Origin of the sequence: Nonomuraea sp. SYSU D8015 (assembly GCF_008065375.1) — a bacterium.
GTDB lineage: Bacteria > Actinomycetota > Actinomycetes > Streptosporangiales > Streptosporangiaceae > Nonomuraea.
Genome location: NZ_VJYI01000010.1, coordinates 88,374 through 113,383 on the forward strand (window position 1 = coordinate 88,374; position 25,010 = coordinate 113,383).

A 25,010-nucleotide genomic window follows, 5' to 3' on the forward strand; every position below is an offset into this window, starting at 1 on the left:
ATCATTGTCCACGCGCCGCGCCCAGCCGGTGGGCCAGCCGGTCCAGGGCCAGGTTGATGAGGATGAAGATGGCCGCGATGAGGATCGCCGCCGGGATGACGTTGGAGAAGTTGGCCGCGATGCCGTTCAGCCCCCGGTCCACCAGCTCGTCGTAGCCGACGATGAGGCCGAGCGCCGAGTCCTTCAGCAAGACGATGAACTGGCTGACCAGCGCGGGCAGCATCGCCCGCAGCGCCTGCGGCAGCAGTACCAGCCGCATCACCTGGTTCTTGCGCATGCCCATCGCGTACGCCGCCTCACGCTGCCCCTTGGGCAGGCTCCGCACCCCGGCCCGGACGATCTCCGCGATCACGGAGCCGTTGTAGAGCGTGAGCCCGAAGACGACCGCGGCGAACGCCGAGACGTGGAACCCCGTGAGCACGTACGCGCCGAAGAAGGCGAAGAAGATCAGCAGCAGCAGCGGCACGGACCTGAAGAACTCCACGACCATGGCCGCGGGTACCCGGATCCACCGGTGGTCCGACATGCGGGCGGTGGCGAACACCAGCCCGAACAGCCCGGCGAGCACCACCCCCGCCACCGCCGCGCCCAGCGTTCCCGCGAGGCCGGGCAGGATGAACGTGGCCCACACGTCGCCCCGCAGCAGCGGCGTCCACTTCTCCGCCGCCCACTGCTCCTTCTCGTCGAAGCGCACGTACACCACGTACGCCAGGGCCAGCAGCACGAGTGCGACGGCCGCCGCCAGCACCCGGTTGCGGCGCACACCGCGCGGCCCCGGCGCCTCGTACAGGTTCGCGTAGCTCATCGCGCCACCGCCATCCGCCGTGACAGCCAGCCGAAGACCAGCCCCATCGGCAGGCACAGCAGCACGAATCCGGCGGCGAAGCCCAGGAAGATCTCGATGACCTGGTCGCCGTACGTCTCGATCATCTCCCGCATCCGCACGGACGCCTCGCTCACGCCCACCACCAGCGCGATCGTGGTGTTCTTGGTGAGCGCGATGAGGATGCTGCCCAGCGGCGCCACGACCGCGCGGAACGCCTGCGGCAACGTGATCAGCCGCAGCGTCTTGACGAACCCCAGCCCCAGCGACCGCGCCGCCTCCGCCTGGCCGACCGGCACCGTGTTGAGCCCCGAGCGCAGCGCCTCGCAGACGAAGGCCGAGGTGTAGGCGGTCAGGCCGATGACGGCCAGCCAGAAGTTGTTGGTCGCGATGTCGTCCGACAGCTCCACGCCCAGGTTGGCGCCGACGCCGAGGCCGGTGAACAGCAGCACGAGCGTGAGCGGAGTGTTGCGGGCCACCGACACGTAGACGCCCGCGGCCCCGCGCAGGGAGGCCAGCGGGGCGACCCGCATGGCGGTCAGCAGCGTCCCCAGGACGAGGGAGCCGAGCGCGCTGACCGCCGTCAGCCGCACCGTCATCCAGAACGCGGCCAGGACGGTGTCGCGTTCGAAGAGCAACGCCTCCATGGATCAGTACCGCTCCAGCTGCGGGGCCTGCGGCAGGGCGAAGCCGGAGGCGCCGACGCTGGCCTGCAGCGCCTTGGTCCAGCTGCCGTCGGAGAACATCTTCTGCAGCGCGTCGTTGACCGCCTTGCGGCCCGCCGTGTCGTCCTTCCTCAGCCCGATGCCGTACTTCTCGGTGCTGAACGGCTTGCCGACCACTTTCAGCTTGCCCGCGTGCTGCGCGGCGTAGCCGGCCAGGATGACGTTGTCGGTGGTGAGGGCGTCGAGCTGGCCGCCGAGCACCCGGTCCACGCACGCCGAGTACGTCCGCTCCTCCTGCAACTGCACCTCCTTGGCGTACTCCGACTTGACCTTCTGCGCCGGGGTCGAGCCGGCGACGGAGCACAGCTTCTTGCCGTTGAGCGCCTCGGGCCCGGTCAGCGCGCTCTCGTCCGCCCGGACGAGGAGGTCCTGCCCGGCCACGAAGTACGGCCCGGCGAACGACACCTTCTGCTTGCGCGCGTCGGTGATCGAGTACGTCGCCACGACCATGTCCACCTGGCCCTGCTCCAGGAACGCCTCCCGGTTGGCCGACACGGTCTCCTTGAACGTGATGTTCGCCGGCTCGACGCCCAGCTCCTTGGCCACGTACCGGGCGACCTCGATGTCGAAGCCGGCGAACGCGCCGTCGGGCGTGCGCAGCCCGAGCCCCGGCTGGTCCGCCTTCACCCCGATGACCAGCTTCTTGTCGTTCTTGGCCTTGTCCACGATGGAGGCGTACGTCTCCTGCCCGCCGCCGCACGCGGTGGCCAGGACCAGAACGGCGAACAACGCATAACGGGATTTCATGGCAGCGCTCCTTCAGTGAGTGAGGATCTTGGCGAGGAAGGACTGGGCGCGCTCGGTGCTCGGCGCGCCGAAGAAGCCGTCAGGGCTGTCCTGTTCGACGATCTCGCCGTCGGCCATGAAGACCACCCGGTCGGCGGCCCGCCGGGCGAAGCCCATCTCATGGGTGACGACGACCATCGTCATGCCGTCCCGGGCGAGCCCGGTCATCACCTCGAGCACCTCGTTGACCATCTCCGGGTCGAGCGCCGAGGTGGGCTCGTCGAACAGGATCACCTTCGGCTCCATGGCCAGCGCGCGGGCGATCGCCACCCGCTGCTGCTGCCCGCCGGACAGCTGGGCGGGGTACTTTTCCGCCTGCGCGCCGATGCCGACCCGGTCCAGCAGCTCGCGGGCCTTGGCCACGGCGGCGCCCTTCGGCCGCTTCAGCACGTGGACCTGCCCCAGGACGACGTTGTCCAGGACGGTCTTGTGCGCGAAGAGGTTGAAGGACTGGAAGACCATGCCGACCTCGGCCCGCAGCCGGGCCAGTGCCCGGCCCTCGGCGGGCAGCGGCGTGCCGTCCACGCTGATCGTGCCGGAGTCGATGGTCTCCAGCCGGTTGATCGCGCGGCACAGGGTCGACTTGCCCGCCCCGGAGGGGCCGATGATCACGACGACCTCGCCCCGCCGGACCCTCAGGTTCACGTCCCTCAGCACATGGTGATCGCCGTAGCGCTTGTTGACCTGGTCCAGGACGATCAGGTCCGCCTGGGTCATGCGTCACGCTCCTCGTCTCGGTCAGCGTTGGCGTAACCGTAAGGAGGTGCATGATCCGTGAAAGGACTTGTGTGCTTTCTGCTCAGAAATCGAGAGGTTTGATCAGCTATGGGCGGGCTTGGGCGGCTCGGACGTCGTTCCCGTTCAAGCCAATGGTGTCCCGGTAGGCGCGGTCCCACTCGCCGTCACGCAGCCAGCGCGCGATCAACCCGTTGAGGTAGTCACGGAAGACCGTGTCCCCCTTGCGGATCCCCATTCCGTACGGCTCCCGCCCGAACGGCTCGCCGACCAGCCGCAACGCCTTCGCCTCCGGATGCTGGGCCTGCAGGCCGAGCAGGATGGTGTCGTCGGTGCTGATCGCGTCCACCCGCCCGCGCAGCAGCGCCGGCACGCACACGCTGTAGGCGTCCACGACCTCCAGGTCGACGCCGGCCACCTCTTTGCTCAGCCGGTCGACGGAGGTGGACCCCTTGGCCGTGCACACGGTCTTGCCGCCGAGGTCCCTCACGCCGGTGATGCGGGTGTCGGCGGCCCTGACCAGCAGGTCCTGCCCGGCGTAGTAGTAGGGGTCCGTGAACGTCACCTGCTGGGCGCGCGCCGGGGTGATCGAGTACGTCGCGATGACGAGGTCCACGACCTGCTGGGCGATGAAGTTCTCCCGCTCGCGTGAGACGGTCTCCACGAAGCGGATGTTGCGCTCGCTGCCGGTCAGGTCTCTCGCCACCAGCCGCGCGATCTCGGCGTCGAACCCCGTGATCCGCCCGCCGCGGTCCTTGTAGCCGAACAACGGCTGGTCGAACTTGATGCCCACGACCAGCACCCCACGGTCCCTGATGCGGTCCATGGTCGAGCCCTCGGGGAACGGCTCGGACTCGCCGCAGCCCGCGCTCACCAGGCACAGCAGCGCGGCGAGCAGGACCCTCAGCCTGTTCACCGCGCCCGGTACCGGTGCTGCGGGCGGCCGGTCCTCCCGTACTGGAGATGGGCCTCGATCAGGCCCCGTTCGGCCAGATGCTCCAGGTAGCGGCGGGCGGTGGCGCGGCTGACGCCGATCACCGGGGCCAGCTCGTGCGCCGACATGTCCTCCTCGGACGCCGACAGCGCGTCGAGCACCTTCTGCTCGGTCGCCGCGGAGATGTTCTTCGGCCTGGCGCCCTGGCCGAGGTGGAGCAGACCGAAGATCCGGTCGATCTCCTTCTGCTCGGCGAAGCGGCCGCCCGACTCCAGCTCCCGCGCCGTGGTCGCGTACCGCAGCAGCGCCTGCTCCAGCGTCCCTGCGCGGGTCGGCTTGACCAGGTAGTTGACGGCGCCGCGCTGGATGGCCGCGTGGAGCGTCGCCGATTCCTTGCGCCCGGAGATCACGATGATGTCGGCCGGCGGCTGGTCGGGCCGGCGCAGCCGGGTCGCCACCTCCAGACCGGGAAGATCCGGCAGATGCAGGTCGAGCAGGATGAGCCGGGGCGCGAACTTCCTGGCGGCCGCCAGCGCCGCGTGCCCGCTGTGCGCGATCCCCACCACTCTGAACCCGAGCACCCGGTTCACCTGTGCGTGCAGGGCGGCCGTCACGACCGGGTCGTCGTCCACGATGAGAACGGTGATGTCCCTGGACTCAGGCACCGCGCCCTCCTCGCTTCATTTGACAGAGGTTCATGCAGCTTAGGTGGCTTATGTCAAATAAGATCGACTTTAGCGCATTCTGCTCACCGGGAACCTCCCGTCCGCGCGTGATGCCTCCTAGTCTGTACCCGGGTGACGGGTCTGAGCGACAGGGAGACGGACGCCGGTGAGATGGCTGCTCGCGGTGACGGCCCTGTGGGTTCTGCTCGGGCTGCTGCCTCTGGCGCTGCTGACCTCCTCCAGCATCTCCCTGGCCGAGGGGGCGATGCAGGACGAGGTCGTCGACCGGGTCAAGACCACCGCGTCGGTGAGCCAGGTCGTGGTGCAGCAGCAGATGGACTCGCTCAAGCAGCTCGTCACCGCGTTCGCGCCGCGCGTGCGCGACTCGGTCGCGCACCCCACGCCCGAGGCCCTGCGCGACCACCTCGGTGAGCTGAAGCGGATGCGCGACGGCATCAGCGGGGTCATGCTGGTCTCGCCGGAAGGCGACATGCTCGTCGCCGAGCCACGCAGCGCGCTGCCCCCGGACATCCGCAACACCGACTGGTTCGACGCGGTCCGCGACGGGCGGCAGACCCACGTCTCCCAGGCCTACACCCCCACGATGCAGGACGTCTCCAGGGCCGTCGCCGTGGCCGCGCCGATCCCGAGCGCCGACGGCACGCGCATGCTCGGCATCCTCACCGTCGTCTACAGCCTGGACGCCATCCAGAAGTTCGCCCAGGAGGCCGCCGACGCCCAGGACATCCAGCTACTGATCACCGACCAGGCCGGCGTGCTCGTCGCCGACCCCAGCAGGAAGCTGTACGCCCTCACCTCGCTGCGCGAGGACCCGCGCGTGGACGCGGCGCTCGCCGGCCGCACCTGGAGCGGCTCCTTCCGCGGCATCGACGGCAACGTCGTGTCGGCGTCGGAGCCCATCCGCGGCATCGGCTGGACGGTCACCGCCGAGGTCTCCGCCGCCGAGGCCCTCGCCTCCGCCGAGAAACTCCGCGGCAACGTGCTGACCATCGCCGCCCTGCTCGCCGTGCTCATCCTCGCCGGCCTGGGCATACAGATCCACACCACGCGCGGCCGCCGCCGGGCGCAGGCCACCCTGGCCACCTACGCCGACGAGCTGGCCGCCGCCAGGGACGAGGCCGTCAACGCCTCCAGCGCCAAGTCCGAGTTCCTGGCCAAGATCAGCCACGAGATCCGCACCCCGATCGCCGGCGTGCTCGGCATGAACTCCCTGCTCATGGGCACCCGGCTGGACGACGAGCAGCGCCACTACGCCACCACCGCCCAGGAGTCGGCCCAGAACGTGCTGCGCCTGCTCGACGACTTCCTCGACCTGTCCAGGATCGAGGCGGGCCACCTGCAGGTCGAGGACACCCCGTTCGACCTGCCCCGGCTCTGCGACGAGGTGGTGGCGCCGCTCGCGCCGCTCGCCTACGCGCAGGGCCTCTGGCTCACGCTGCGGCTCGACGAGCACGTGCCCCGGCAGGTGTCGGGCGATCCGGCGCGGCTGCGGCAGATCCTCACGAACCTGGTCGGCAACGCGCTGAAGTTCACCGTCCAGGGCGGCGTCGACCTGCACGTCGCCCTCGACGAGGGGGCGGCGGGCGACTCGCGGGTGACGCTCAGGTTCGCCGTCTCCGACACCGGCATCGGCGTCGGCCCCGACGACCGGGAGCGGGTCTTCGGCGTCTTCCGGCAGGTCGACTCGCCGATCACGCGCCGGACCGGCGGCAGCGGCCTGGGCCTGGCCATCGCCAGGCAGCTCACCGAGCTCATGGGCGGGGACATCGGGCTCGACAGCGTCGAGGGGGTGGGCAGCCGGTTCTGGGTCCGGCTGCCGGTCGACGTCCTGACGTGGTCCGAGCCGGGGGCCGGGGCACTGGAGGGGCGGCGCGCGCTCGTCGCCGACCCGCGTCCCGAGGACCTGGCGCTGGCCGGGCGGTTCCTGTCCGACGCGGGGCTCGCCGTGGAGGAGACCAGGGACGCCCGGTCCGCGCTGGCCCGGCTGCGCGACGCCGCGGCGGGCGGCGACCCGTACGAGCTGGCGGTCGTCGCCCTCGACCTCGGCTCCGAGCAGCTCGGCCCGGAGGAGCCCGCCCACGACGGCCAGGCCGTGTCGCTGGCGCACGCGATACTCAGCGATCCGCTGCTCCAGGCCACCAGCGTCGTCGTGGTCGTCACGCCCGGGCGGGCGCGCTTCGCCTGGCCGGGCGCCGCCGGCGACCGCGCCGTGCAGTCGATCACCCGGCCGCTGAGCCGCCGGCGCCTGCTCGCGGCCGTCGAGAACGCGCTCGGCACCGGCGAGAGCCCTGGGGAGCCGCGCGAGGGCGCGGCGGACGCCGCGGGCGCGTCCGGGGGAGCACGGATCCTGGTCGCCGAGGACGACGAGGTCAGCCGCCAGGTGGCGATGCTCGTCCTGCGGCAGGCCGGGCACGAGGTCGACACCGTCGACGACGGCGAGCAGGCCGTGCGCGCCGTGCTGGACGGCTGCTACGACCTGGTGTTCATGGACTGCCAGCTGCCCGTGCTCGACGGCCTGGCCGCGACCGCCGAGATCAGGAGCCGCGAGGAGACGCACACCCCGATCATCGCCATGACGGCCGCCGCGATGCCGGACGACCGGATCAGGTGCCTGTCGGCGGGCATGGACGACCACCTGGCCAAGCCGGTGGACTGGCCGCGGGTGCTCGCCCGGATCCCCGAGTGGGCGGCGTACGCCGACCTCCCGCCCGAGCTGGCGGGCCTGTCGCCGGAGGCTGTCGCGGACGTCGCGCAGGCGTACCTGGCGACCGCCCGGCGGACGTTCGAGGACCTGCGCCGGGCGGCGCGGGAGGGGGACCTGCCGGAGGTGGCCGCTCTCGCGCACCGGCTCAAGGGCAGCTGCGCCACTGTGGGCGCGGGCCGTGAGGCCGAGCTGTGCCGGGACATCGAGGATCTGGCGCGTGCGGGGGCCGTGGATCAGGAACTCGTCGAGGAACTGGACGAGTTGCTCAAGGTCACCCCGGCATGGATGAACAACTGATAACGGCTGACGGTCAGTCGACGACGACGTCCAGGAAGATCGGTTTCTTGGCGGCGAGCAGCTCGTGCCCGTCCGCGTTCGTCATCTTCCAATAGATTTTGCAGCGGCCGGGGGAGTCGGCGGCGCGGACGCGTACCGAGATGTCGACGGACTCGCCCGGCCGGGCCTGGGAGATGCGCACCCGATCGGGGGCCCGGCACGGGGTGTCGTTGAGGCGGGTGAGATAGCGCCCCTCCCACAGGACGGTGCCGGTGTTCCTGATCCGCCAGGTCTTGGTGAACTCCGTGCCCCTCTCCACCACCGTGCCGTCCGGGAAGGTGACGTCCCCCTCGAACGCGGAGTCGTCGCGCGGGGAGACGGCCTGCGGCGGGGCGCTGGGCTGCTCCTTCTCCGAGAGCAGCGGGGCGAGCCAGGCGAAGAGGGCGGCGGCGACGCCGGCCGAGCCGATCGCGACGGCCGCGATCATGGTCGGTTTCATGGCAGGGGATCGGGGCTCTGGTCGCGCCGCCACGGGGGCCTCGGTCTCGGGGGTCTGGGTCTCGGTGTGCACGGTGCCCGCCGCCTGCTCCCAGCGGGCCCGCCACTCGCGCCTGGCCTCCTCGGCGTCCTGGCCCAGCCGGTCGACCGCGAGGACCCGGACGAACTCCCAGGTCGTCTCCCAGGTGGGCAGCACCTGTCCGCGCGCGGCGGCCGCCAGGGACGACTTCGAGGCCGCCGCGCCCAGGCGGGACGACATCTCCGCGAACGACGGATCGCCCGCCTCCGCCTTGAGCTCCCACAGCCGGTACGCGAGCGCCTCCACGGGGCCGGCGGCCGGATCAGGCCGGACCGGCCGTCGCCCGGGCCGTGCCCCACGCTCCGTCCACCGCTGGCCGGGCTCCTGCCGGGGGCCTGACGCCTCCGGTAATTCCGGCATCGTCACCTCCCCTGTCCGGCGCCGTCACCCGGCTGTGCCGACGACTCGGCACAGCCGGGTGTTGCATCTGAGAGGGGATAAGATTACCGGAATTGTCCAGATAATTCCGAAATTCGCGGTCTACCTGGACGCTGCCGTCACTCGCCGGCGCACGCCCGGAACCCGTACTCGGCTGCGAAGGACCGCAGCGCCTTCTCGTTCTCGTCCGGTTCCAGGGACAGGTCCACCGCCTGCTTCGCCTCGGCGTCCCGGCCCCCGCGCAGGGCGGCCTCCGCGTGTCCGCTGAGTTCGCGCAGGCTCGCGGCCAGCGCCCTGGCGGGCGCGTGGAACATCTCCCGCACCCGCGCGGCGTCGTCGCGGGGCGGCGCGATCGCCTCGATGGCGGCGACGGTCCCGGTCAGCGTCTCGGCCGCGCGGCGCAGCTCGTCCACCTCCTCGCGGAGGTTCGCGGGCGGCTCCTCGTGGAGATCCGACCGCCGGGTCGCCTGCTCGCACACGGCGTCCACGGCGGCGATGTACCGCCTCTTGACGTCCGCGTACGGCTCCTGCTCCGCCACCGAGACCGCCGCCCACAGGACGAGGGCCAGAACCGTCACGACGGCGCCGACGATCAGGCTCCACGTCGGAACGGCTCTCTTCTTCGGGGTCAACACCGGATCCGGCGCTCCTCCGACCGCTTGTACAGGGTGGCCGTCTTGCTGCCGCGCAGGACGGAGTAAAGATGCACCTTCGTCTGGTTGCGGTAGAGCTGGCTGCCGCCCGAGCACTTCCACGTGGCGGTCGTCGTCACCGTGAACGCCTCCCGCCCCTTCTTCTCCTCGTCGGTGGCCTTCGTCCGCCAGAAGCCGAGCCCGCGGTACTGCTGCAGGCTCGTCTTGACCACGGACTGGCGGCCCCACTCGCCCTTCTCGCAGTGGACCTGCCGGCTGGTCGTGATGTACCTGCCGGTCCGGTACGGGGTCTTGATGCGATGCCAGCCCTTGCAGCGGTCGTGGTAGCCGATCCGCAGCTTCGACTTCGCCGACCAGCCCGGCGCCAGAGCGGCCGAAGCCGCGCCGTCCGCGGTCTCGGCGCTCGCCGCGGACCCCGCCATGAGCTGGGTCGCGGTCAGCCCGACGACGAGAACCGCGCCTGCGATCCCTTTTCGTCCGATCACCGGATCTCCTTTCCAAGAAATCCTCTGTGCTTTCCGACTCGGGAATCCCCGATGAATCGCGCACGGCCGTTCAGTGCTTTATCCGCACACCGGCGCCGGGGAACGGCACAACTGTGACCGCCGCTGCCGGGAATCGGCAAGCGATCTGCCCCGTCCAACCGTCCAGACAATGTCCAGAGCGATCAGGACAACCAAAACCGCAGGTCAGGTCAGCATGAGCAATCGCAGCAAGGGGAGCAGCCGGAGCAGTCTCCGCAATCCAGATGGCCCCGGCAATTGCAGCGCTCGTCGCCCGGGCGGCCGGCTCGCCTGCTCCATCTCGGCCGCCGATTTTCTGATCCAGCCGGGATTCTCATAGGAGGCGGTGAATGCCCGGTGGCAGCGTATCGTCTGACGAACCGCCGCGATGTCGGACGGCACAGCAGGGACCGGTATTTCTGCGCGGTCACCCGCCCGCCCCGCGGGCTACGGTTCCGGCAGCAGGCCGGAGGTGTCCCCCGTTCGCCTCCGGCCTGAACCACTTCCGGTTTCCCGCCATAGAGGTCGGCGGCCCGCCCCCATGGCGGGCCGGGCCGCCGCTGCCTAGCGTGGGCCGACGTGATCAGTTTGAAGGGCTTGAGCAAGCGGTACGGCGACCGGCTGGTCGTCGACGACCTGTCGCTGGAGCTGAAGCCGGGCACGGTGACCGGCTTCCTCGGGCCGAACGGGGCGGGCAAATCAACGACGATGCGGCTTGTCCTGGGGCTCGACCACCCGACGTCGGGCACGGCGCTGATCGGTGGCGTGCCGTACCACGAGATCAGGAACCCGCTGCGCACGGTGGGCGCGCTGCTCGACGCGCGGGCCCTGCACCCCGGCCGCAGCGGGTACGCGCACCTGGTGGCGCTCGCGCGCAGCAACGGCATCCCCCGGCGGCGCGTGACCGAGGTGCTGGAGACCGTCGGCCTGGCGGGCGCGGCCCGCAAGCGCGCCGGGACGCTGTCGCTGGGCATGAGCCAGCGGCTCGGCATCGCGGCGGCCCTGCTGGGGGATCCCGAGGTGCTGATGTTCGACGAACCCGTCAACGGCCTGGACCCTGACGGGGTGCGGTGGGTGCGGGGCCTCATGAGGTCGCTGGCCGGAGAGGGCCGCACCGTGTTCGTCTCCAGCCACCTCATGAGCGAGATGCAGCTGACCGCCGACCACCTGGTGGCGATCGGGAAGGGGCGGCTCATCATGGACGCGCCGCTGGCGGAGGTCATCGCCGGGAGCTCGCTGACGGCCGTGGTCGTGCGTACCCCGCACGCCAGGGAGCTGGCCGTGCGGCTGCGCGCCGCCGGCGCCGAGGTGACGCGCTCCGGCGAGAACGAGCTGGTCGCCACCGGAACGCCCATCGAGCGGGTGGGCGACCTGGCCCACGAGGCCGGGATCAGGCTCCACGAGCTGCGCACCCGGGAGGCGTCGCTGGAGCAGGCGTATCAGGAGCTGACCGAGCAGAGCGTCGAGTACGGCGCGGGAAGGGCGGGGGCGTGAGCACGTTGTGGCAGGCGGCCGGGGCCGAATGGGCGAAGCTGTGGTCGGTGCGGTCCACGTGGTGGTGCCTGGCCGCCGCAGCGGGCCTGATGGTGCTCGCCGCCGTGACGCTGGGCGGCGCGACCGCGACGGAGGCCCTGCGCGGGGAGGGCCCGGCCGTGCCGGTCGTGGCGAGCGAGCCGGTGGTCTCGGCCACGTCGTTCGCCCAGTTCGCGCTGGTGGCGGCGGCGATGCTGGCGATCACCGCCGAGTACGCCTCCGGCTCCATCCGCGTCACGCTGCAGGCCGTCCCCGTCCGCGGCGTGATGCTGGCGGCGAAGGCGCTGGTGGTGGCACCGGTGATGGCGGCGGCGGGCGTGCTGTCGGGCGCGGTGGCGACGGCGGCGGTCTACCTGCTGCTGTCGCTGGACGCCTTCCGCGGGCTCGTCGTGCTGCCGATCGGGGAAGTCGTGCCCGATCTGCTGGGCGTGGGCGGGTTCTTCGCGTTCGTGTCGGTGATGACCCTGGGGGTGGGCGCCGCCGTCCGCAGTGCGGCAGGGACGCTGACGGTGGTGTTCATGCTGCTCCTGGGGCTGCCGCTGATGATGCTGATGACCGGCAGCCAGGTGGCGCTGGACGCGTCGCTGCGCATGCCGACGTTCGCCGGGCTGGCCTTCATGGGCAGCACCGACAACATGACCGGCGGGCCGATGCCGTACTCGGCGGGGGAGGGCCTGGCCTGGCTGGCCGCCTGGACGGCGGCGGCGCTGGCAGCGGGCCACGCCGTGCTGCGCCGCCGCGACGCCTAGACTCGGCCCGTGTCAGTCGACCAGGCGTCCGTGTCCGAACACGGCCGGCGGATCGCGCGGGCCCTGACCGGCGTCCTCCTGGGCATGGCGCTCGCCGCCGCCGAGCTGGCCTTCCTCTGCGTGGCGTGGCCCGCGTCCCTGCTCCCCGCGGCGCGCCCGGCCGTCGCCCGCGGCCTGGCCCGGCTCACGGCCGCGGAACGCGCCCGGCTCTCCCGATGGCTCGGCCACGAGACGGGCGGCGGCGCGGGCGGGCACGCCTTCCTCGCCGCCCGCGCCGCGCTCGGCCTGCTCGGCGGCTACGTGTGCGCGGCCGCCCTGTTCCTCACCGGCCTGCTGCTGCTCGGCGGGCTGTGGGACCTGACCTGGGGCGACCAGGAGCCGGTGCCCGTGGACCTGCCCGGAGTCAAGATCGTCACCTCCAGCGGCGTGCTCGGCCTGACCGGCGGCCTGGTGCTGCTGGCGGTGACCGTCCTGCTGTTCCTGGCCGTCGGGTCGCTCGAACGGCGGCTGGCCGCCCGCTTCCTCGGCCCCGACCGCCAGGAGCGGCTGCGCAGGCGCGTCGCCGAGCTGACCGCCACCCGCTCCGGCATCGTCAAGGCCGTGGACGACGAGCGCCGCAGGATCGAACGCGACCTGCACGACGGCGTCCAGCAGCGCGGCGTGGCCCTGGCCATGCTGCTCGGCCGCGCCCGGCACACCCGCGACCAGGACAGGACCGCCGAACTCGTCGCCCAGGCGTACACCGAGTCGCGCCGCCTCCTCGACGAGCTGCGCAGCGTGGCCTGGCGGATCTACCCGACGGCACTCGACGAGCTGGGGCTGCGCGCCGCGCTGGCCGGCGTCGCCGAGCGGGCGGGCGTGCCGGTCACCGTCCATTTCGGGCTCGCCGAACGGCCCGTCTCCGAGGTCGAGACCGCGCTCTACTTCGTGGCCCGCGAGGCCATCACCAACGCCGTCAAGCACGCCGGGGCACGTGACATCCTGGTCGTGTTGAGCGAGGACGAGCGGACGGTGAGCGTGGCGATCTCCGACGGCGGCAAGGGCGGCGCCGACCCCGCGGGCGGCGGCCTGTCCGGGCTGGCCAGGCGCGTGCTGGCGCTGGACGGCGAGCTCACCGTGGACAGCCCGCCCGGCGGCCCCACCAAGATCGTTGCCCGGCTGCCGAAGGCGGCCCCGTGCGGGTGATCCTGGCCGACGACTCCGTCCTGCTGAGGGAAGGGCTGACGCGACTGCTCGACGACGCCGGGCACGAGGTCGTCGCCGCCGTCGGAGACGCCCCCGCCCTTCTCGACGCCGTCGAACGGCACCGCCCCGACGTCGCCGTCATCGACGTGCGCATGCCGCCCACCCACAAGGACGAGGGGCTGCGGGCCGCGCTGGAGATCCGAGCACGCCGCCCGGAGGTCGGCGTGCTCGTCCTGTCGCAGTACGTCGAGCAGCACTACGCGGCCAGGCTGCTGGCCGGCCCCACCGAGGGCCTCGGCTACCTGCTCAAGGACCGGGTCTCGGAGGTGGCCGAGTTCCTGGAGTCCCTCGACCGGGTGCGCGCGGGCGGCACGGCGCTGGACCCCGAGGTCGTCCGCCAGCTCCTCGCCCGCACCACCCACACCGACCCGCTGACGAGGCTGAGCCCGCGCGAGGCGGAGGTGCTGCGCCACCTCGCCCAGGGCCTGACCAACGCCGCCGTCGCCGAGCGCCTGCACGTCTCGCTGAGCACGATCGAGAAGCACGTCAACGCCGTCATGGACAAGCTCGACCTGCCCCGCGACCCCGGCTACAGCCGCCGCGTGCTGGCCATCCTGCGCTACCTCGAGAGCTGAGCGGGCAGCCCGAACGCCTCGAAGACCTCCGGCGACTGGAACACGACGTTCCGCGCGATCCCCGTCCGCCTCACCTCCAGCACCGGTCCACCGCGCGCGAGCCCTTCAGCGGACCGGCGAACGCCGCAGCCATGTGGTCGCGCACGGCCGCCTTCCCGCGGCGGAACGTGCCGGGCATCACCACGGTCGCGTCGTCCAGGTAGAGCTCGGCGAACGCGTCGGCGTCGCCCGCGTCCCAGGCCTCGTAGACCTTCCGCAGGACGTCCTGGACAGCGCTGGTGTCGATGGTCATTTTCAGCTTTTCCTCCGTGCCGAGTTCGATCGGTCGGAGGGATATACCGGCCGGCCGCCGCCGGCTCATCGCTCCCGCGCGAAAAAGTGTCGAATGCCGCGGGTCCCCGATCGTCTCCCCTATAAAGAGGCTGAAGGGGAAGGAGCAAGGCGACATGAAGTACGTGCTGATGTTCGTCGACACCGAGGAATACGCCAAGGAGCTGGCCGCCATGACCGACGAGGAGCGGGCGGAGGCCGTGCGCCAGGTGGAGCGGTGGTTCGCCGACCACGCCGGCAAGGTGAGCATGGGCGGCAGCAAGCTCCAGCCCGGTCACACCGCCACCACCGTCAGGCTCCAGCGCGGCGCCGAGCCCGTGATCACCGACGGGCCTTTCGTCGAGGGGAAGGAGGTGGTCAGCGGGTTCTGCGAGATCGAGGTCGAGGACCTCGACGAGGCGCTGCGCATGGTCCGCACCTGGCCGGCCTGCCCCACCGTCGAGATCCGCCCCGTCCAGGACATGCACGCCGGACGATGACGGACGAAGTCCCGCGCCGGGCGGCGCACGACCGGGCGGCGCACGACCGCGCGGCGCGCGAGGAAGTGGCGCGCGCCGTGCGAGAGCACGCGGGCCGGCTGGCCGCCTCGCTGGTGTCGCTGCTCGGCGACTTCTCCGCCGCCGAGGACCTGGTGCAGGACGCGGTGGAGACGGCGCTGGTGCGCTGGCCGGTCGACGGCGTGCCGGAGCGGCCCGAGGCGTGGCTGTACACCGTGGCCCGCCGCCGCGGCCTGGACCTGCTGCGACGCGAGTCCAACTACCGCGACAAGCTCGCCCTCCTGCGTCAGCCGGAGCCCGGCGAGCCGGACGACCGGCTCAGGCTGGTCTTCACCTGCTGCCACCCCGCACTGACGCGCCAGGCGCAGGTCGCCCTCACCCTGCGCGTGGTGTGCGGGCTGACGACCGCGCAGATCGCGGCCGCGTTCCTGACCCAGGAGAGCACGGTGGCGCAGCGCATCACCCGCGCCAAGAAGAAGATCGCAAGTGCGGGCATCCCGTACCGGGTGCCCTCGGGCGAGGAGATGTCCGGCCGGCTGCGCGAGGTGCTGACCGTCATCTACCTGCTGTTCAACGAGGGCTACCTGTCCAGCACGCTGGATCGGGCGCAAGCCCGCGATCTGGTGGACGACGCCGAGTGGCTGGCCTCGCTGCTGACCGGGCTCATGCCCGACGAGCCCGAGGCGGCCGGGCTGCTGGCGCTGATCCGGCTGCACCGCGCCCGCGGCGCGGCCAGGTTCGGCCCCGACGGCCGGCTCGTGCTGCTGGCCGACCAGGACCGTTCGCTGTGGGACCGCGCCGCCATCGACCAGGCGATCCAGCTCCTCACCCGGACCGCGCGCCGGCACCGCAGCCCCGGCCCGTACCAGCTGCAGGCCGCCATCGCGGCCTGCCACGCCGAGGCCCAGCGGTGGGAGGACACCGACTGGCCGCAGATCGCCGTGCTGTACGACATGCTGCTGCACCTCGCCCCGTCACCGGTAGCCCGGCTCAACAGGGCCATCGCCGTGCGGTACGTGGACGGCGCCGAGGCCGCGCTGGCCGCGTTGAAGGACCTCGGCGACACCCTCGACCACTACCCGCTCTACCACGCCACCCGCGCCGAGCTGCTGCGCGACCTCGGCCGCCGGCAGGAGGCCAGGGAGTCCGACGAGCGCGCCCTCGCCCTGACCGCCAACCCGGCCCAGCAGGCGCTGCTGGAAGAGCGGATCAGCTGGGCCTAGAACGCCATGCGGGCCAGCCAGTGCTCCAGCAGCGCCCGGTCACCGGTCACCTCCACCCGCTCGTCGTCGAGGGGGAGGCGGCGCGAGCAGACCAGCATGAGATCCGCCACCTCGCCCGACACGACCGCGTCGGCCTCCACCGGCCCGCGCTCGTAACGCAGCCCGCCGGGCGTCCTGACGACCACCCAGCCCGCCATGTCAGGGGGCCGCACCCCGAGCCGCTCGCCCCGGCCGCGTAGCCCGGCGAGATCGGGCTTGAGCGTCTCCGCGCCGGGCGCGGTCAGCATGTCCATGCCCTCGGTGACCACGTCGGCCGCGAGGTCGCCGGCGATCTCGAACGCCGTGCCCGTCGTGACCGCCGCGTCGTAGGAGTGGATGGCCGTGTCGGCCATCATCCGGCGCACCCAAAACCGCGCCGGCGCGGGCCCCAGGAACGTCCACCGCTCGGTGTCCGCCCCGGTCTCCCGGAGCGCGCCGATCAGGTCCTCGGCGCTCTCGCGCAGCCACTCCTCCCACCCGGCCGGTGCCCCCGGCTCGGCCTCCCACGGGTCGGGCACCGGCGGGATCTCGCCCTTGCGCAGGATGCCGGCCGCGTACGCGTACGCCTGCCCGATGTGCCCCACGAGCACCCGCAGCGGCCATTCCGGGCACGTCGGCACCACAGCCGCCGGGTCCCCTCCCGCGACCGCGCGGGCGAATCCCGCGGTCACCTCCCGCAGCCCTTCCTCCAGCCGCCCGTCGTCCAGCGTCACCGCCATGAAGATCTCCTTTCGAAGGTCACGCGGGTACCGTAGGAACTCCAGTCAGGTGGAGGTTCAAGTGCCTTTACTCCATGACACGCTCGGAATCGGGGACCTGTCCCGGCTGACCGGGGTGCCGGTGCGGACGATCCGGTTCTACTGCGACGAGGGGCTCCTCGACTCGGTACGCAGCACCGGCGGCCACCGCAGGTTCGACCGGGCGGCCGTGGACCGGCTCGGGCTGGTCAGGCGGCTGCGGGGGCTCGGGCTCGGGCTGACCTCCGTCCGGCGCGTGCTCGACGGGGAGCGGTCCGTGGGCGAGGTCGTCGCGGCCGAGCGGGCGGCGCTCGACGTCCAGCTGGCGGACCTGGCCTGGCGGCGGGCGGCGCTGCGGGCGGTCGAGGAGGCGGGGCCGGCCGAGCGGGCGGCCCGTCTGGAGCTGCTGGCCGCCGCGGACTCCGGGCCCGCCGCCCGCGACGCGGTGATCGACTTCTGGCGGCGGGCGATGCTGGCGCCGATCTCCGAGGGCATGTTCGCCGCGTTCGTGGCCATGGCCGTGCCCGAGCCGCCGGTCGACCCGACGCCGCCGCAGGTGGTCGCCTACGCCGAGCTGGCCGCCCTGGCCGGCGACCGGTCGCTGACCCGCCGCCTGCTGGAGCGGGCCCGCGTCAACGTCGAGCTGATCTCCGACGAGGACGCGCTCATGACCGGGGTCGGCGAGGCGTGCACGCTGGCCGAGCCCCTGGTGCTGGCAGGCGCGCCGCCCCGCGGGGGCCCCGAGCTGGACCGGTACGTCGCGGCGCATGCCGGCGTGCGCGGCGGCCGCGACACCCCGGAGTTCCGCCGGCGGCTGCTGGCGGACGTGGCCGCCGACCGCGAGCCGTGGATGCGCCGCTACTGGCGGCTGGTGACGGAGATCAGCGGCGAGGCGGTCACGCTCGGCTCCACCCATTTGTGGCTGACCGATTCACTGGAGCACTCCGTCAGGACTGACCGCTTGTAACATGCGACGCCATCGGACGAAACAAAGATTTCCTAAATTCCGGTCATGGCGGACATCTTCGATTCATATGTCATGGCCGGAGCGTGGGACGAGATGTTCGAGCGGCCGGGCGTCCCCCGCCGCCAGTACCAGGCGCTGTTCGCGGCACTCCAGCCGCTCGGCGCCCACGAGCTGCGGACCAGGGCCGAGCAGCTCGCCAGGATGTTCACCGATCGCGGGGTCACCTTCGACTACGCGGGCGTCGAGCGGCCCTTCCCGCTCGACCTGATCCCGCGGGTCATCGACGCCGCCGAGTGGGACCTCGTGACGCGGGGCGTGCGGCAACGCATCCGCGCCCTGGAGGCGTTCCTCGACGACGTGTACAGCGCACGCCAGGTGTTCCACGACGGCGTGGTCCCCTGGCGGCTCCTGCACTCCAGCCCCCACTACCACCGGGTGGCCCACGGCTGGCGCCCGCCCAACGGCGTGCGCGTCCACGTCGGCGGCACGGACCTCATCCGCGACGAGGACGGCGTGCTGCACGTGCTGGAGGACAACGTCCGCACCCCCAGCGGGGTCAGCTACGTGCTGGAGAACCGGCTCGCCATGACCCGCACCCTCCCCACGCTGTTCTCGGAGCAGTACGTGCGCCCGGTCGAGGAGTACCCCGCCAGGCTCCTGGCCGCCCTCCGCGGCGCCGCCCCGGCGGGGGTCGCCGACCCCACCGTGGTCCTGCTCACGCCCGGCGTCTACAACGCCGCCTACTTCGAGCACGCGCTGCTGGCCCGCCTCATGGGCGTGGAGCTGGTCGAGGGCCGTGACCTGGTCTGCGAGAACAACCGCCTCTACATGATCACCACGTACGGCCGCCGCCCCGTCCACGTCGTCTACCGCCGCGTCGACGACGACTTCCTCGACCCCCTGCACTTCCGCGGCGACTCCGTGCTCGGCTGTCCGGGGATCGTGAACGCCGCCCGTGCCGGCAACGTCACGATCGCCAACGGCGTGGGCAACGGTGTCGCCGACGACAAGCTCGTCTACACGTACGTGCCCGACCTGATCGACTACTACCTGGGGGAGGCACCGCTGCTGCCCAACGTGGAGACCTACCGGCTGGACGATCCCGACATATGCGACCACGTGCTCGCCGCCGCCGCCGAGCTGGTGCTGAAACCGGTGGACGGCGCGGGCGGCAAGGGCATCGTGATCGGGCCCGTCGCCACGCCGGAGCAGCTGGCCGCCGTACGGGAGGCCGTACGCGAGGACCCGCGCGGCTGGATCGCCCAGCGGCCGGTGCTGCTGTCCACCTCGCCCACCCTGGTCGGCGAGCGGCCCGCGCCGCGCCACATCGACCTGCGGCCCTTCGCCGTCAACGACGGCGACGACGTGTGGCTGCTGCCCGGCGGGCTGACCCGCGTCGCGCTGCCGGAGGGTGAGCTGGTGGTCAACTCCAGCAGGGGAGGCGGCTCCAAGGACACCTGGGTGCTGGGCGAGCCCGGCGCCCCCGCGTCCATTTCCGCGGCCGCTGCCGCCGTGCCCGCCACGGCGGGCGCCGCCCAGTGGAGCCCCAGCAGGACCGCGGCCTGGGAAGGAGAGCAATGACCCGCCCGCTGCTCAGCCGCATCGCCGAGACGCTCTACTGGATCGGCAGGTACGTCGAACGCGCCGACGACACCGCCCGGCTCCTCGACGTGTCCGTGCACCGCATGCTCGACGAGCCGGAGACCTCCGGCTCCCTCTATGCCGTGCTCGGCCTGAGCCCGGCCGCCCCCGCCAGCCCTCAGGCCGTGATCCGGCGGCTGGCCTACGACGTGGACGAGCCCGCCTCCATCGCCTCCTCCATCACGTCCGCCAGGGACAGCGCGCGCGGCGTGCGCGAGGTGCTGTCCAGCGAGGTGTGGGAATGCCTCAACGTCACCTGGCACCACCTGTCCGGCCTGGAGTCGCGGCCCCCGCACGCGTACCTGGCGTTCGTCCGCGAGCGCGCCGCCCTGTTCTTCGGCCTCGCCGACGCCACCATGAGCAGGGACGACTGCTGGCGCTTCATCGTGCTCGGCCGCAGCCTGGAACGCGTCGACATGACCACCCGGCTGCTCGCCGTCCACCTGGCCGGCGACCGGCGGCTGCTGCTGCAGGCCAGCGGGGCCGACGAGTCGTTCACCAGGACACACGGCGCCAGGGACGGCGAGGTGCTGGAGTTCCTGCTGCTCGACCGGCTCTTCCCGCGCTCGGTCGTCTACTCGCTGCTGACAGCGGAGAAGTGCCTGCGGGCCCTGGCGCCCGACACGACCAGGGCCGGGGTGGCCGACGAGGCGCAGGCCGCGATCGGGCGGGTGCGCGCCGGTCTGGAGTACGCCGACCTGAACGAGCTCCGCGACCGGCTGCCGGAGCTGCTCGGCGCGCTTCAGGAGGCGTGCGCGGCCGCCGGAGAGGCGATCACGAAGCGGTTCTTCCAGCGCAGGGAGGCGATGGCATGGGTTGGCGCGTGAAGGTCTCCCACGTGACGCACGTGGAATACGACGGGGAGGCGCACTCCTCCTACAACGAGGTCAGGATGACGCCCGCGCACAACGTGCTGTCCAGCCGCGTCACGGTGACCCCGTCCGTGCCGGTCTACCAGTACGAGGACTACTGGGGGACCACGGTGAAGGCGTTCGACGTGATGGAGCCGCACGCGTCCCTGACCGTCGAGTCCGTCAGCAGCGTCGAGACCAGCGGGCCGCGCCGGCCCAGGACGGGCGTCCACGACCCGGACCCGTCGATGGAGGAGCTGCTGCGGCGCACCCCGATGACGGCCGTGAACGCCGAGCTGGAGGAGCTGGCCAGGATGCAGGCGCTCGGCCGCGACCCGCACGAGACGGCCGAGGCGATCTGCGAGCTGGTGGCGGCGCGGGTGGAGTACATGCCGGGCTCGACCGGCGTGCAGACCTCCGCCCAGGAGGCGTGGGACCTGGGGAAGGGCGTCTGCCAGGACATGGCGCACCTGACCGCGGGGCTGCTGCGGGCCGCCGGGATGCCCGCCCGCTACGTCTCCGGCTACCTGCATCCGCGGCCGAGCGCCGAGATCGGCGAGCCCGTCGTGGGGCAGAGCCACGCGTGGGTGGAGTACTGGGCGGGGGAGTGGCTGCCGCTCGACCCGACCAACCGGACGTACGTGGGGGAGGCGCACGTGGTGGTGGCCCGCGGCCGGGACTATGCGGACGTTCCACCGCTCAAGGGCATCTACCAGGGACCGCCCGGCAGCCGCCAGGAGATCACGGTGACCGTCACCCGCCTGGGCCCGGCCTCGCTCCACACCATGCCCGGCTAGCACCCGTCACACGCGCAGAACGGTGACATGGCGGCCGGAGGGTGTAGTCGCCTGCTCGAAGCCACCTCGTTCCTTCCAGGGCGCGGCCTCTGGGCGCCGGTCGAAGATCACCAGCACGCCGGTGGGGAGGCTGAGCCGGTCCAGGTAGCGGTCGAGCTGGGTGAGGCCGTCGGGCAGGGGGTCGGCCTCACCCGCCCGCCAGACCTTCAGCTCCATCGCCTCCCGCTGCATCAGCCGTTCGCCTTCCGGGCCGGTGTAGGGCCAGCGGACCAGCACGTCCAGGCGCTTGGTGCCCGCGGCGTACTCCCGATCGAGGTAGCCTCCGCCGTTCACCAGCCGGTGCAGGAAGGCCATGAGGATGATCTGGCAGGCGGCCTCGTGGTAGCCCTCCTGCCGGATGAGCACCTCGCCGTGCTCGCGCCAGAACACGACGAACTCATCCAGCAGCCGCCCCAGGGCGAAACGGCCGTCCGGCAGCACGAAGCTACGCGGATCGGCCATCACGTAGTTTTCCGTCGGGTCTCCCAGCACCCGCAGGATGATCTCCCGATAGATCGGGTTCGCCACCTCCAGCGGGGGTTTCTCCTTGACCAGACCCAGATCGCAGACGTAGGACAGGTCGTCGGAGAAGGTGGGGTCGGCGTCGGGGAGCGACCCGGCCACCACGGGCTCCATCACCCGCTTGACCCGCGGCTCGTGCAGCCGCCTCACCAGCGTGTCCAGATGGGTGGCGCGCGCCCGGATCAACCGTTCCTTGGCCTCATCTACCTGCCCGGCGGTGATGGTGCCGGTCACCTTCATCCACGTGGTGATCTCTAGGGCGAGGGCGTTGACCAGCCATGGTTGTCCCTGCGTCAGCTCGAAGACCCGATCCACCGCGTCCTCGGCGAACTCCTGGCCGGTCGCCTGTGTGTGCTGGTCGTACAGCTCGGCGATCTGGTCGGCGGTGAAGTCGCCCAGGCGCAGTGACTTGGCGATGATGTTGAACGGGCTGGCCGGGTTGGACCGACCGGGGTCGCCGCCGGAGGCGGTCTTGTAGTCACGCAGGTCGCGCAAGCCGCACAGGACCACGGAGGTGGGGAACGGTTGGCCCCCCGGCCGCGCGTTGTGGCCGTCGCGGAGCTGGCTGAGGATGCTGATCATGCTGGTGCCCTGCAGGGCGTCGATCTCGTCGAGGAACAGCACCACCCGGCGCGGGCAACGGTGGCACCACTCGCTCAGTGCCGCACCGAACCGGGTGCCCGGGGGTGACTGCGGCCAGGGATCCGGTGGCAGCAGTTCGTCCGGCCATCCCGACCACTCGGTGGCCTGCCGGATGGACTTCAGCAGAATCGACTCCGCGGCGGCGTAGTCGTCACCGGCCGCCTTGGCACGCTCGCAGGAGAACAGCAGGGCGACAATGTCTCCCTCGGCGGTGAGCTCGGAGGCCAGGGTGCGCAGCGCGGTCGTCTTCCCGGTCTGGCGGGGCGCGTGCAGCACGAAGTAACGGTCCATGTCGATGAGCTCTCGCGCCTCCGGGAGCCGCGGCGTGGGGGGCAGCATGTAGTGGCGCCGCGGGTCGCAGGGTCCGGTGGTGTTGAAGTACTTCGCTCCGGGTGGCCGCATGGTCACATTCTGCCACCGCCTGCTGTGTCGAGGTCAGCTCATCGGAAGAGAACCTCAAAGTGATGAATCATAGGCTCGAGACACGGCCGGGTTGCGGGTGAGGAGCACGGCGAGCGCCGCCAGGAGGAGCCAGGCCGAGGTGAGGGCGATCAGCCAGGGCCAGCCCGCGTGGCCGTACACGACGGTGCCTGCCGTGCCGCCGGCGCCGCTGCCCAGGTAGTAGCAGAGGGTGTAGAGCCCGGCGGCCCGGCCGCGGGCCCGCGGGGACGCCTGGGCGGCGACCCAGGCGTTGGCGATCGCGTGGGCCGCGAAGAACCCCGCGGTCAGCACGGCGAAGCCGAGCGCGATCACGGGCAGCGAGGCGTGCAGGGTGAGCGCCGCGCCCGCCGTCGTGACGAGCAGCGACGTGACCAGGGCCCCCGTACGGCCCAGGCGCGCCGTCAGCCGGCCGGCGGCGGAGGAGGAGACGGTGCCCGTGGCGTAGGAGAGGAAGACCAGAGAGGCGGCGGCCGGGGCCAGCGAGAGGGGAGGCGCGGCCAGGCGGAACCCCGCGGCGTTGTAGAGCGCGACGAACGCCCCCATGGCGAGCGCGGCGACTGCACAGGGCACCAGCATCCCCACCCCGTGCCCGCCCGATGCGCCGCCCCCGGCCCGTCTGGTCCGCGCCGGGTCTCCGTCCGGGGCCAGATCTCCGTCCGGAGGCTGGGAGGGCGGGCGGCCGGGGTGCGCGCCTCCCGAGCGGGGCAGAGTCAGGGCGGCGAAGAGGGCGCATGCGAGAGCGACCGCGGCCACCACCGCCAGGGAGCCGTGCCAGCCCAGGGGGCCGGCGGCGAAGCCGGTGCCGAGGCGGCCGAGCATGCCGCCGACCGAGTTGCCCGCGATCATCGCGCCCACCGCTCCGGCCAGACGCCCGGCCCCCACCTGATCGGCCAGATACGCTGCCGCCACCCCGGCGAACCCGGCGATCGCCACTCCCTGCACCGCCCGCATGACGAGCAGCGCCGGGAAGGACGGCGCCAGCGGCAGCAGCAGCCCGATCACCGCCGAGACCGGCACCGACCAGATGATCATCCGCCGCCGTCCCACCGCCTCGGCCAGCGCGGCCACCGGCAGCACCGCCACCGCGAGCGCGGACGTGGCCACTCCGATGGCCAGCGACGCGCTCCCCGGATCCAGCCGGTACGCGGCCGCCAGCTGCGGCAGCACCGGCTGAGGCGCGTACAACAGCGCGAACGACGACAGCCCGGCCGCCGCCACGGCCGCGCTCACCCGCCGGGTGCCGGTCGCCTCGGGAGCCTGCTGAGCTTGGATGACCACCCACCCAACGCTAAGCAAGGCTAATAAATGCGTCCAATGCAGATATAGCCGACAATTAATACTGTGACGTATGAATCGGACGAGCAGCTGGCCGCCCGCCTCGCCCCCGCCCTGGCACTCCTGGCCGCCGTCGGGGAGACCGGCCACGTGACGCGCGCCGCCGAGCTCCTCGGCATTCCCCAGCCCACCGCCAGCCGCCGCCTCGCCGCCCTCTCCGACCTGGTCGGCGCCCCGCTGCTGCTGCCGTCCGGCCGCGGCGTCCGCCTGACCAGGGCGGGCCGCACGCTGGCCGCCGCCTCCGCCCGCGCGCTGAGCACGGTCGCCGGCGCCGCCCGCGAGGTGCGCGAGGAGATCGATCCGGCCAGCGGCCGCGTCGTCCTCGGCTTCCTGCACCTGCTCGGCCGCACGCTCGTCCCGTCGCTCATCCGCGCCTTCCGTGAGCGCAACCCGCACGTCCGCTTCAGCCTCGCGCAGGGGTCGCGCCAGGACATGCTCCGGGCGCTGCGCGAGGGTGAGATCGACCTGGTGTTCGTGGCTCCCATGCCGCTGGACGACCCTGACCTGGACGGCCGGCCGCTGGCCGAGCAGGAGTTGGTGCTGTCCGTGCCGTCGTCCCACCGCCTGGCGGGGCGCGGGCGGGTGCGGGCCGGAGAGCTGGCGGGGGAGGGGCTGGTGACGATGGAGCACGGGTACGGACTGCGCCAGATCACCGACGAGTTGTGCGCGGCGGCCGGGTTCGAGCCGCGGATCGCGTTCGAGGGCCAGGAGTCGGAGACGGTGCGGGGGCTCGTGGCCGCCGGACTCGGGGTCGCGATCCTGCCCCGTTCGGAGTCCGGACCCGGCTCGGCCGTCGTGGAGATCCCGCTGTCGCCACCGGTGTTCCGGACGATCGGCGTGAGCTGGCTCGCGGGGGAGCGGCTGACGCCGGCGGCGCGGGCGTTCCGCGACCATGTGTGCTCGGAGACCGTGGATCTCGGACCCGGATTCCGCCCGCCGTCCGGGCAACCCGGGGTCGCGGTCGATGCGTCGTTACCGATGGTCCGCAGAAAGCCTCGACCTCCGGCTTTCAGGCCGGGGATGAATGCGGTCCCCGGCATGGGATGACCCGGCGGAGCAGGGACAGG

At 72.2% G+C, this 25,010-nt stretch carries 25 protein-coding genes; 12 read left to right on the forward strand and 13 right to left on the reverse strand.

All coding sequences use genetic code 11. The annotated features are described in order from the left end of the window. Position 1 precedes the first annotated feature (1 nt). The 6 genes from ID574_RS34675 to ID574_RS34700 all read right to left on the reverse strand — a co-directional run bounded on the left by ID574_RS34675 (position 2) and on the right by ID574_RS34700 (position 4,668). A complete protein-coding gene (locus ID574_RS34675; RefSeq protein ID WP_188193229.1) occupies positions 2-805 on the reverse strand; it encodes an amino acid ABC transporter permease in 804 nt (267 codons plus the stop codon). Then, positions 802-1,470: an amino acid ABC transporter permease gene (locus ID574_RS34680; RefSeq protein ID WP_188193230.1), complete on the reverse strand. Its 669-nt coding sequence runs from the start codon at positions 1,468-1,470 to the stop codon at positions 802-804. The genes ID574_RS34675 and ID574_RS34680 overlap by 4 nt, the downstream gene beginning before the upstream one ends. Positions 1,471-1,473: 3 nt before the next feature. After that, complete coding sequence (locus ID574_RS34685) at positions 1,474-2,295, reverse strand: glutamate ABC transporter substrate-binding protein (RefSeq protein WP_188193231.1); 822 nt, start codon at positions 2,293-2,295, stop codon at positions 1,474-1,476. 12 nt (positions 2,296-2,307) lie between these two features. Continuing rightward, on the reverse strand, positions 2,308-3,051 hold the full coding sequence (locus ID574_RS34690) for an amino acid ABC transporter ATP-binding protein (RefSeq protein ID WP_188193232.1): 744 nt from the start codon (positions 3,049-3,051) through the stop codon (positions 2,308-2,310). 106 nt (positions 3,052-3,157) lie between these two features. Then, positions 3,158-3,985: a glutamate ABC transporter substrate-binding protein gene (locus tag ID574_RS34695; protein WP_223167365.1), complete on the reverse strand. Its 828-nt coding sequence runs from the start codon at positions 3,983-3,985 to the stop codon at positions 3,158-3,160. Next, positions 3,982-4,668, reverse strand: coding sequence for a response regulator (locus ID574_RS34700; RefSeq protein WP_188193233.1), 687 nt, complete (start codon positions 4,666-4,668; stop codon positions 3,982-3,984). Before ID574_RS34700 ends, ID574_RS34695 begins: the two co-directional genes overlap by 4 nt. A 166-nt stretch (positions 4,669-4,834) precedes the next feature. Here ID574_RS34700 and ID574_RS34705 point away from each other — a divergent pair, with 166 nt between their 5' ends. Next, on the forward strand, positions 4,835-7,690 hold the full coding sequence (locus tag ID574_RS34705) for a hybrid sensor histidine kinase/response regulator (RefSeq protein ID WP_188193234.1): 2,856 nt from the start codon (positions 4,835-4,837) through the stop codon (positions 7,688-7,690). 13 nt (positions 7,691-7,703) lie between these two features. Here ID574_RS34705 and ID574_RS34710 read toward each other — a convergent pair whose 3' ends face one another. From ID574_RS34710 to ID574_RS34720, 3 genes are all read right to left on the reverse strand, one after another. Next, positions 7,704-8,606 carry an NBR1-Ig-like domain-containing protein gene (locus ID574_RS34710; protein WP_188193235.1) on the reverse strand — a complete coding sequence of 301 codons (903 nt, stop codon included), beginning with the start codon at positions 8,604-8,606 and terminating at the stop codon, positions 7,704-7,706. A gap of 137 nt (positions 8,607-8,743) precedes the next feature. Next, positions 8,744-9,259 carry a hypothetical protein gene (locus tag ID574_RS34715; RefSeq protein WP_188193236.1) on the reverse strand — a complete coding sequence of 172 codons (516 nt, stop codon included), beginning with the start codon at positions 9,257-9,259 and terminating at the stop codon, positions 8,744-8,746. Continuing rightward, on the reverse strand, positions 9,253-9,762 hold the full coding sequence (locus ID574_RS34720) for a hypothetical protein (protein ID WP_188193237.1): 510 nt from the start codon (positions 9,760-9,762) through the stop codon (positions 9,253-9,255). The genes ID574_RS34715 and ID574_RS34720 overlap by 7 nt, the downstream gene beginning before the upstream one ends. A 597-nt stretch (positions 9,763-10,359) precedes the next feature. On the opposite strand from ID574_RS34720, the gene ID574_RS34725 reads away from it, so the two are divergent. From ID574_RS34725 to ID574_RS34740, 4 genes are read left to right on the forward strand one after another with little or no spacing between them, the layout of a single operon-like run. Beyond that, positions 10,360-11,274, forward strand: coding sequence for an ATP-binding cassette domain-containing protein (locus ID574_RS34725; RefSeq protein WP_188193238.1), 915 nt, complete (start codon positions 10,360-10,362; stop codon positions 11,272-11,274). Beyond that, positions 11,271-12,062, forward strand: coding sequence for an ABC transporter permease (locus ID574_RS34730; protein WP_188193239.1), 792 nt, complete (start codon positions 11,271-11,273; stop codon positions 12,060-12,062). Before ID574_RS34725 ends, ID574_RS34730 begins: the two co-directional genes overlap by 4 nt. A 9-nt stretch (positions 12,063-12,071) precedes the next feature. Continuing rightward, positions 12,072-13,247 carry a sensor histidine kinase gene (locus ID574_RS34735; protein ID WP_223167366.1) on the forward strand — a complete coding sequence of 392 codons (1,176 nt, stop codon included), beginning with the start codon at positions 12,072-12,074 and terminating at the stop codon, positions 13,245-13,247. Beyond that, entirely contained in the window at positions 13,238-13,882 is a 645-nt protein-coding gene (locus ID574_RS34740) for a response regulator (protein ID WP_188193240.1), read from the forward strand. The genes ID574_RS34735 and ID574_RS34740 overlap by 10 nt, the downstream gene beginning before the upstream one ends. Positions 13,883-13,952: 70 nt before the next feature. On the opposite strand, the gene ID574_RS34745 is transcribed toward ID574_RS34740, so the two are convergent. Then, the gene (locus tag ID574_RS34745; protein ID WP_188193241.1) at positions 13,953-14,174 is read right to left on the reverse strand and encodes an SgcJ/EcaC family oxidoreductase; all 222 of its coding nucleotides are present in this window, start codon (positions 14,172-14,174) and stop codon (positions 13,953-13,955) included. A gap of 154 nt (positions 14,175-14,328) precedes the next feature. Here ID574_RS34745 and ID574_RS34750 point away from each other — a divergent pair, with 154 nt between their 5' ends. Then, a complete protein-coding gene (locus ID574_RS34750) occupies positions 14,329-14,691 on the forward strand; it encodes a YciI family protein (protein WP_188193242.1) in 363 nt (120 codons plus the stop codon). After that, a complete protein-coding gene (locus ID574_RS34755; protein ID WP_188193243.1) occupies positions 14,688-15,932 on the forward strand; it encodes an RNA polymerase sigma factor in 1,245 nt (414 codons plus the stop codon). The genes ID574_RS34750 and ID574_RS34755 overlap by 4 nt, the downstream gene beginning before the upstream one ends. Here the strand turns inward: ID574_RS34755 and ID574_RS34760 are convergent. Further along, complete coding sequence (locus ID574_RS34760) at positions 15,929-16,690, reverse strand: maleylpyruvate isomerase family mycothiol-dependent enzyme (RefSeq protein WP_223167367.1); 762 nt, start codon at positions 16,688-16,690, stop codon at positions 15,929-15,931. The two genes, ID574_RS34755 and ID574_RS34760, sit on opposite strands and share 4 nt — an antisense overlap. 61 nt (positions 16,691-16,751) lie before the next feature. Here ID574_RS34760 and ID574_RS34765 point away from each other — a divergent pair, with 61 nt between their 5' ends. The 4 genes from ID574_RS34765 to ID574_RS34780 are packed head-to-tail and all read left to right on the forward strand — an operon-like array spanning position 16,752 to position 20,964. Further along, positions 16,752-17,675 (forward strand): MerR family transcriptional regulator, encoded by a 924-nt coding sequence (locus ID574_RS34765; protein ID WP_223167368.1) that lies wholly within the window; start codon positions 16,752-16,754, stop codon positions 17,673-17,675. Positions 17,676-17,720: 45 nt separating this feature from the next. Beyond that, the gene (locus ID574_RS34770; RefSeq protein ID WP_188193245.1) at positions 17,721-19,256 is read left to right on the forward strand and encodes a circularly permuted type 2 ATP-grasp protein; all 1,536 of its coding nucleotides are present in this window, start codon (positions 17,721-17,723) and stop codon (positions 19,254-19,256) included. Then, positions 19,253-20,143 carry an alpha-E domain-containing protein gene (locus tag ID574_RS34775; RefSeq protein ID WP_188193246.1) on the forward strand — a complete coding sequence of 297 codons (891 nt, stop codon included), beginning with the start codon at positions 19,253-19,255 and terminating at the stop codon, positions 20,141-20,143. The genes ID574_RS34770 and ID574_RS34775 overlap by 4 nt, the downstream gene beginning before the upstream one ends. After that, positions 20,128-20,964: a transglutaminase family protein gene (locus tag ID574_RS34780; protein ID WP_188193247.1), complete on the forward strand. Its 837-nt coding sequence runs from the start codon at positions 20,128-20,130 to the stop codon at positions 20,962-20,964. The genes ID574_RS34775 and ID574_RS34780 overlap by 16 nt, the downstream gene beginning before the upstream one ends. Positions 20,965-20,970: 6 nt before the next feature. Here the strand turns inward: ID574_RS34780 and ID574_RS34785 are convergent, their stop codons facing one another. Together ID574_RS34785 and ID574_RS34790 are read right to left on the reverse strand one after the other, a co-directional pair. Continuing rightward, positions 20,971-22,569, reverse strand: coding sequence for an AAA family ATPase (locus ID574_RS34785; protein WP_223167369.1), 1,599 nt, complete (start codon positions 22,567-22,569; stop codon positions 20,971-20,973). A 54-nt stretch (positions 22,570-22,623) separates the two neighbouring features. After that, entirely contained in the window at positions 22,624-23,886 is a 1,263-nt protein-coding gene (locus tag ID574_RS34790; RefSeq protein WP_223167370.1) for an MFS transporter, read from the reverse strand. A 63-nt stretch (positions 23,887-23,949) separates the two neighbouring features. Here ID574_RS34790 and ID574_RS34795 point away from each other — a divergent pair, with 63 nt between their 5' ends. Further along, positions 23,950-24,990, forward strand: a complete 1,041-nt coding sequence (locus tag ID574_RS34795; protein WP_188193248.1) for a LysR family transcriptional regulator — start codon at positions 23,950-23,952, stop codon at positions 24,988-24,990. Positions 24,991-25,010 lie beyond the last annotated feature (20 nt).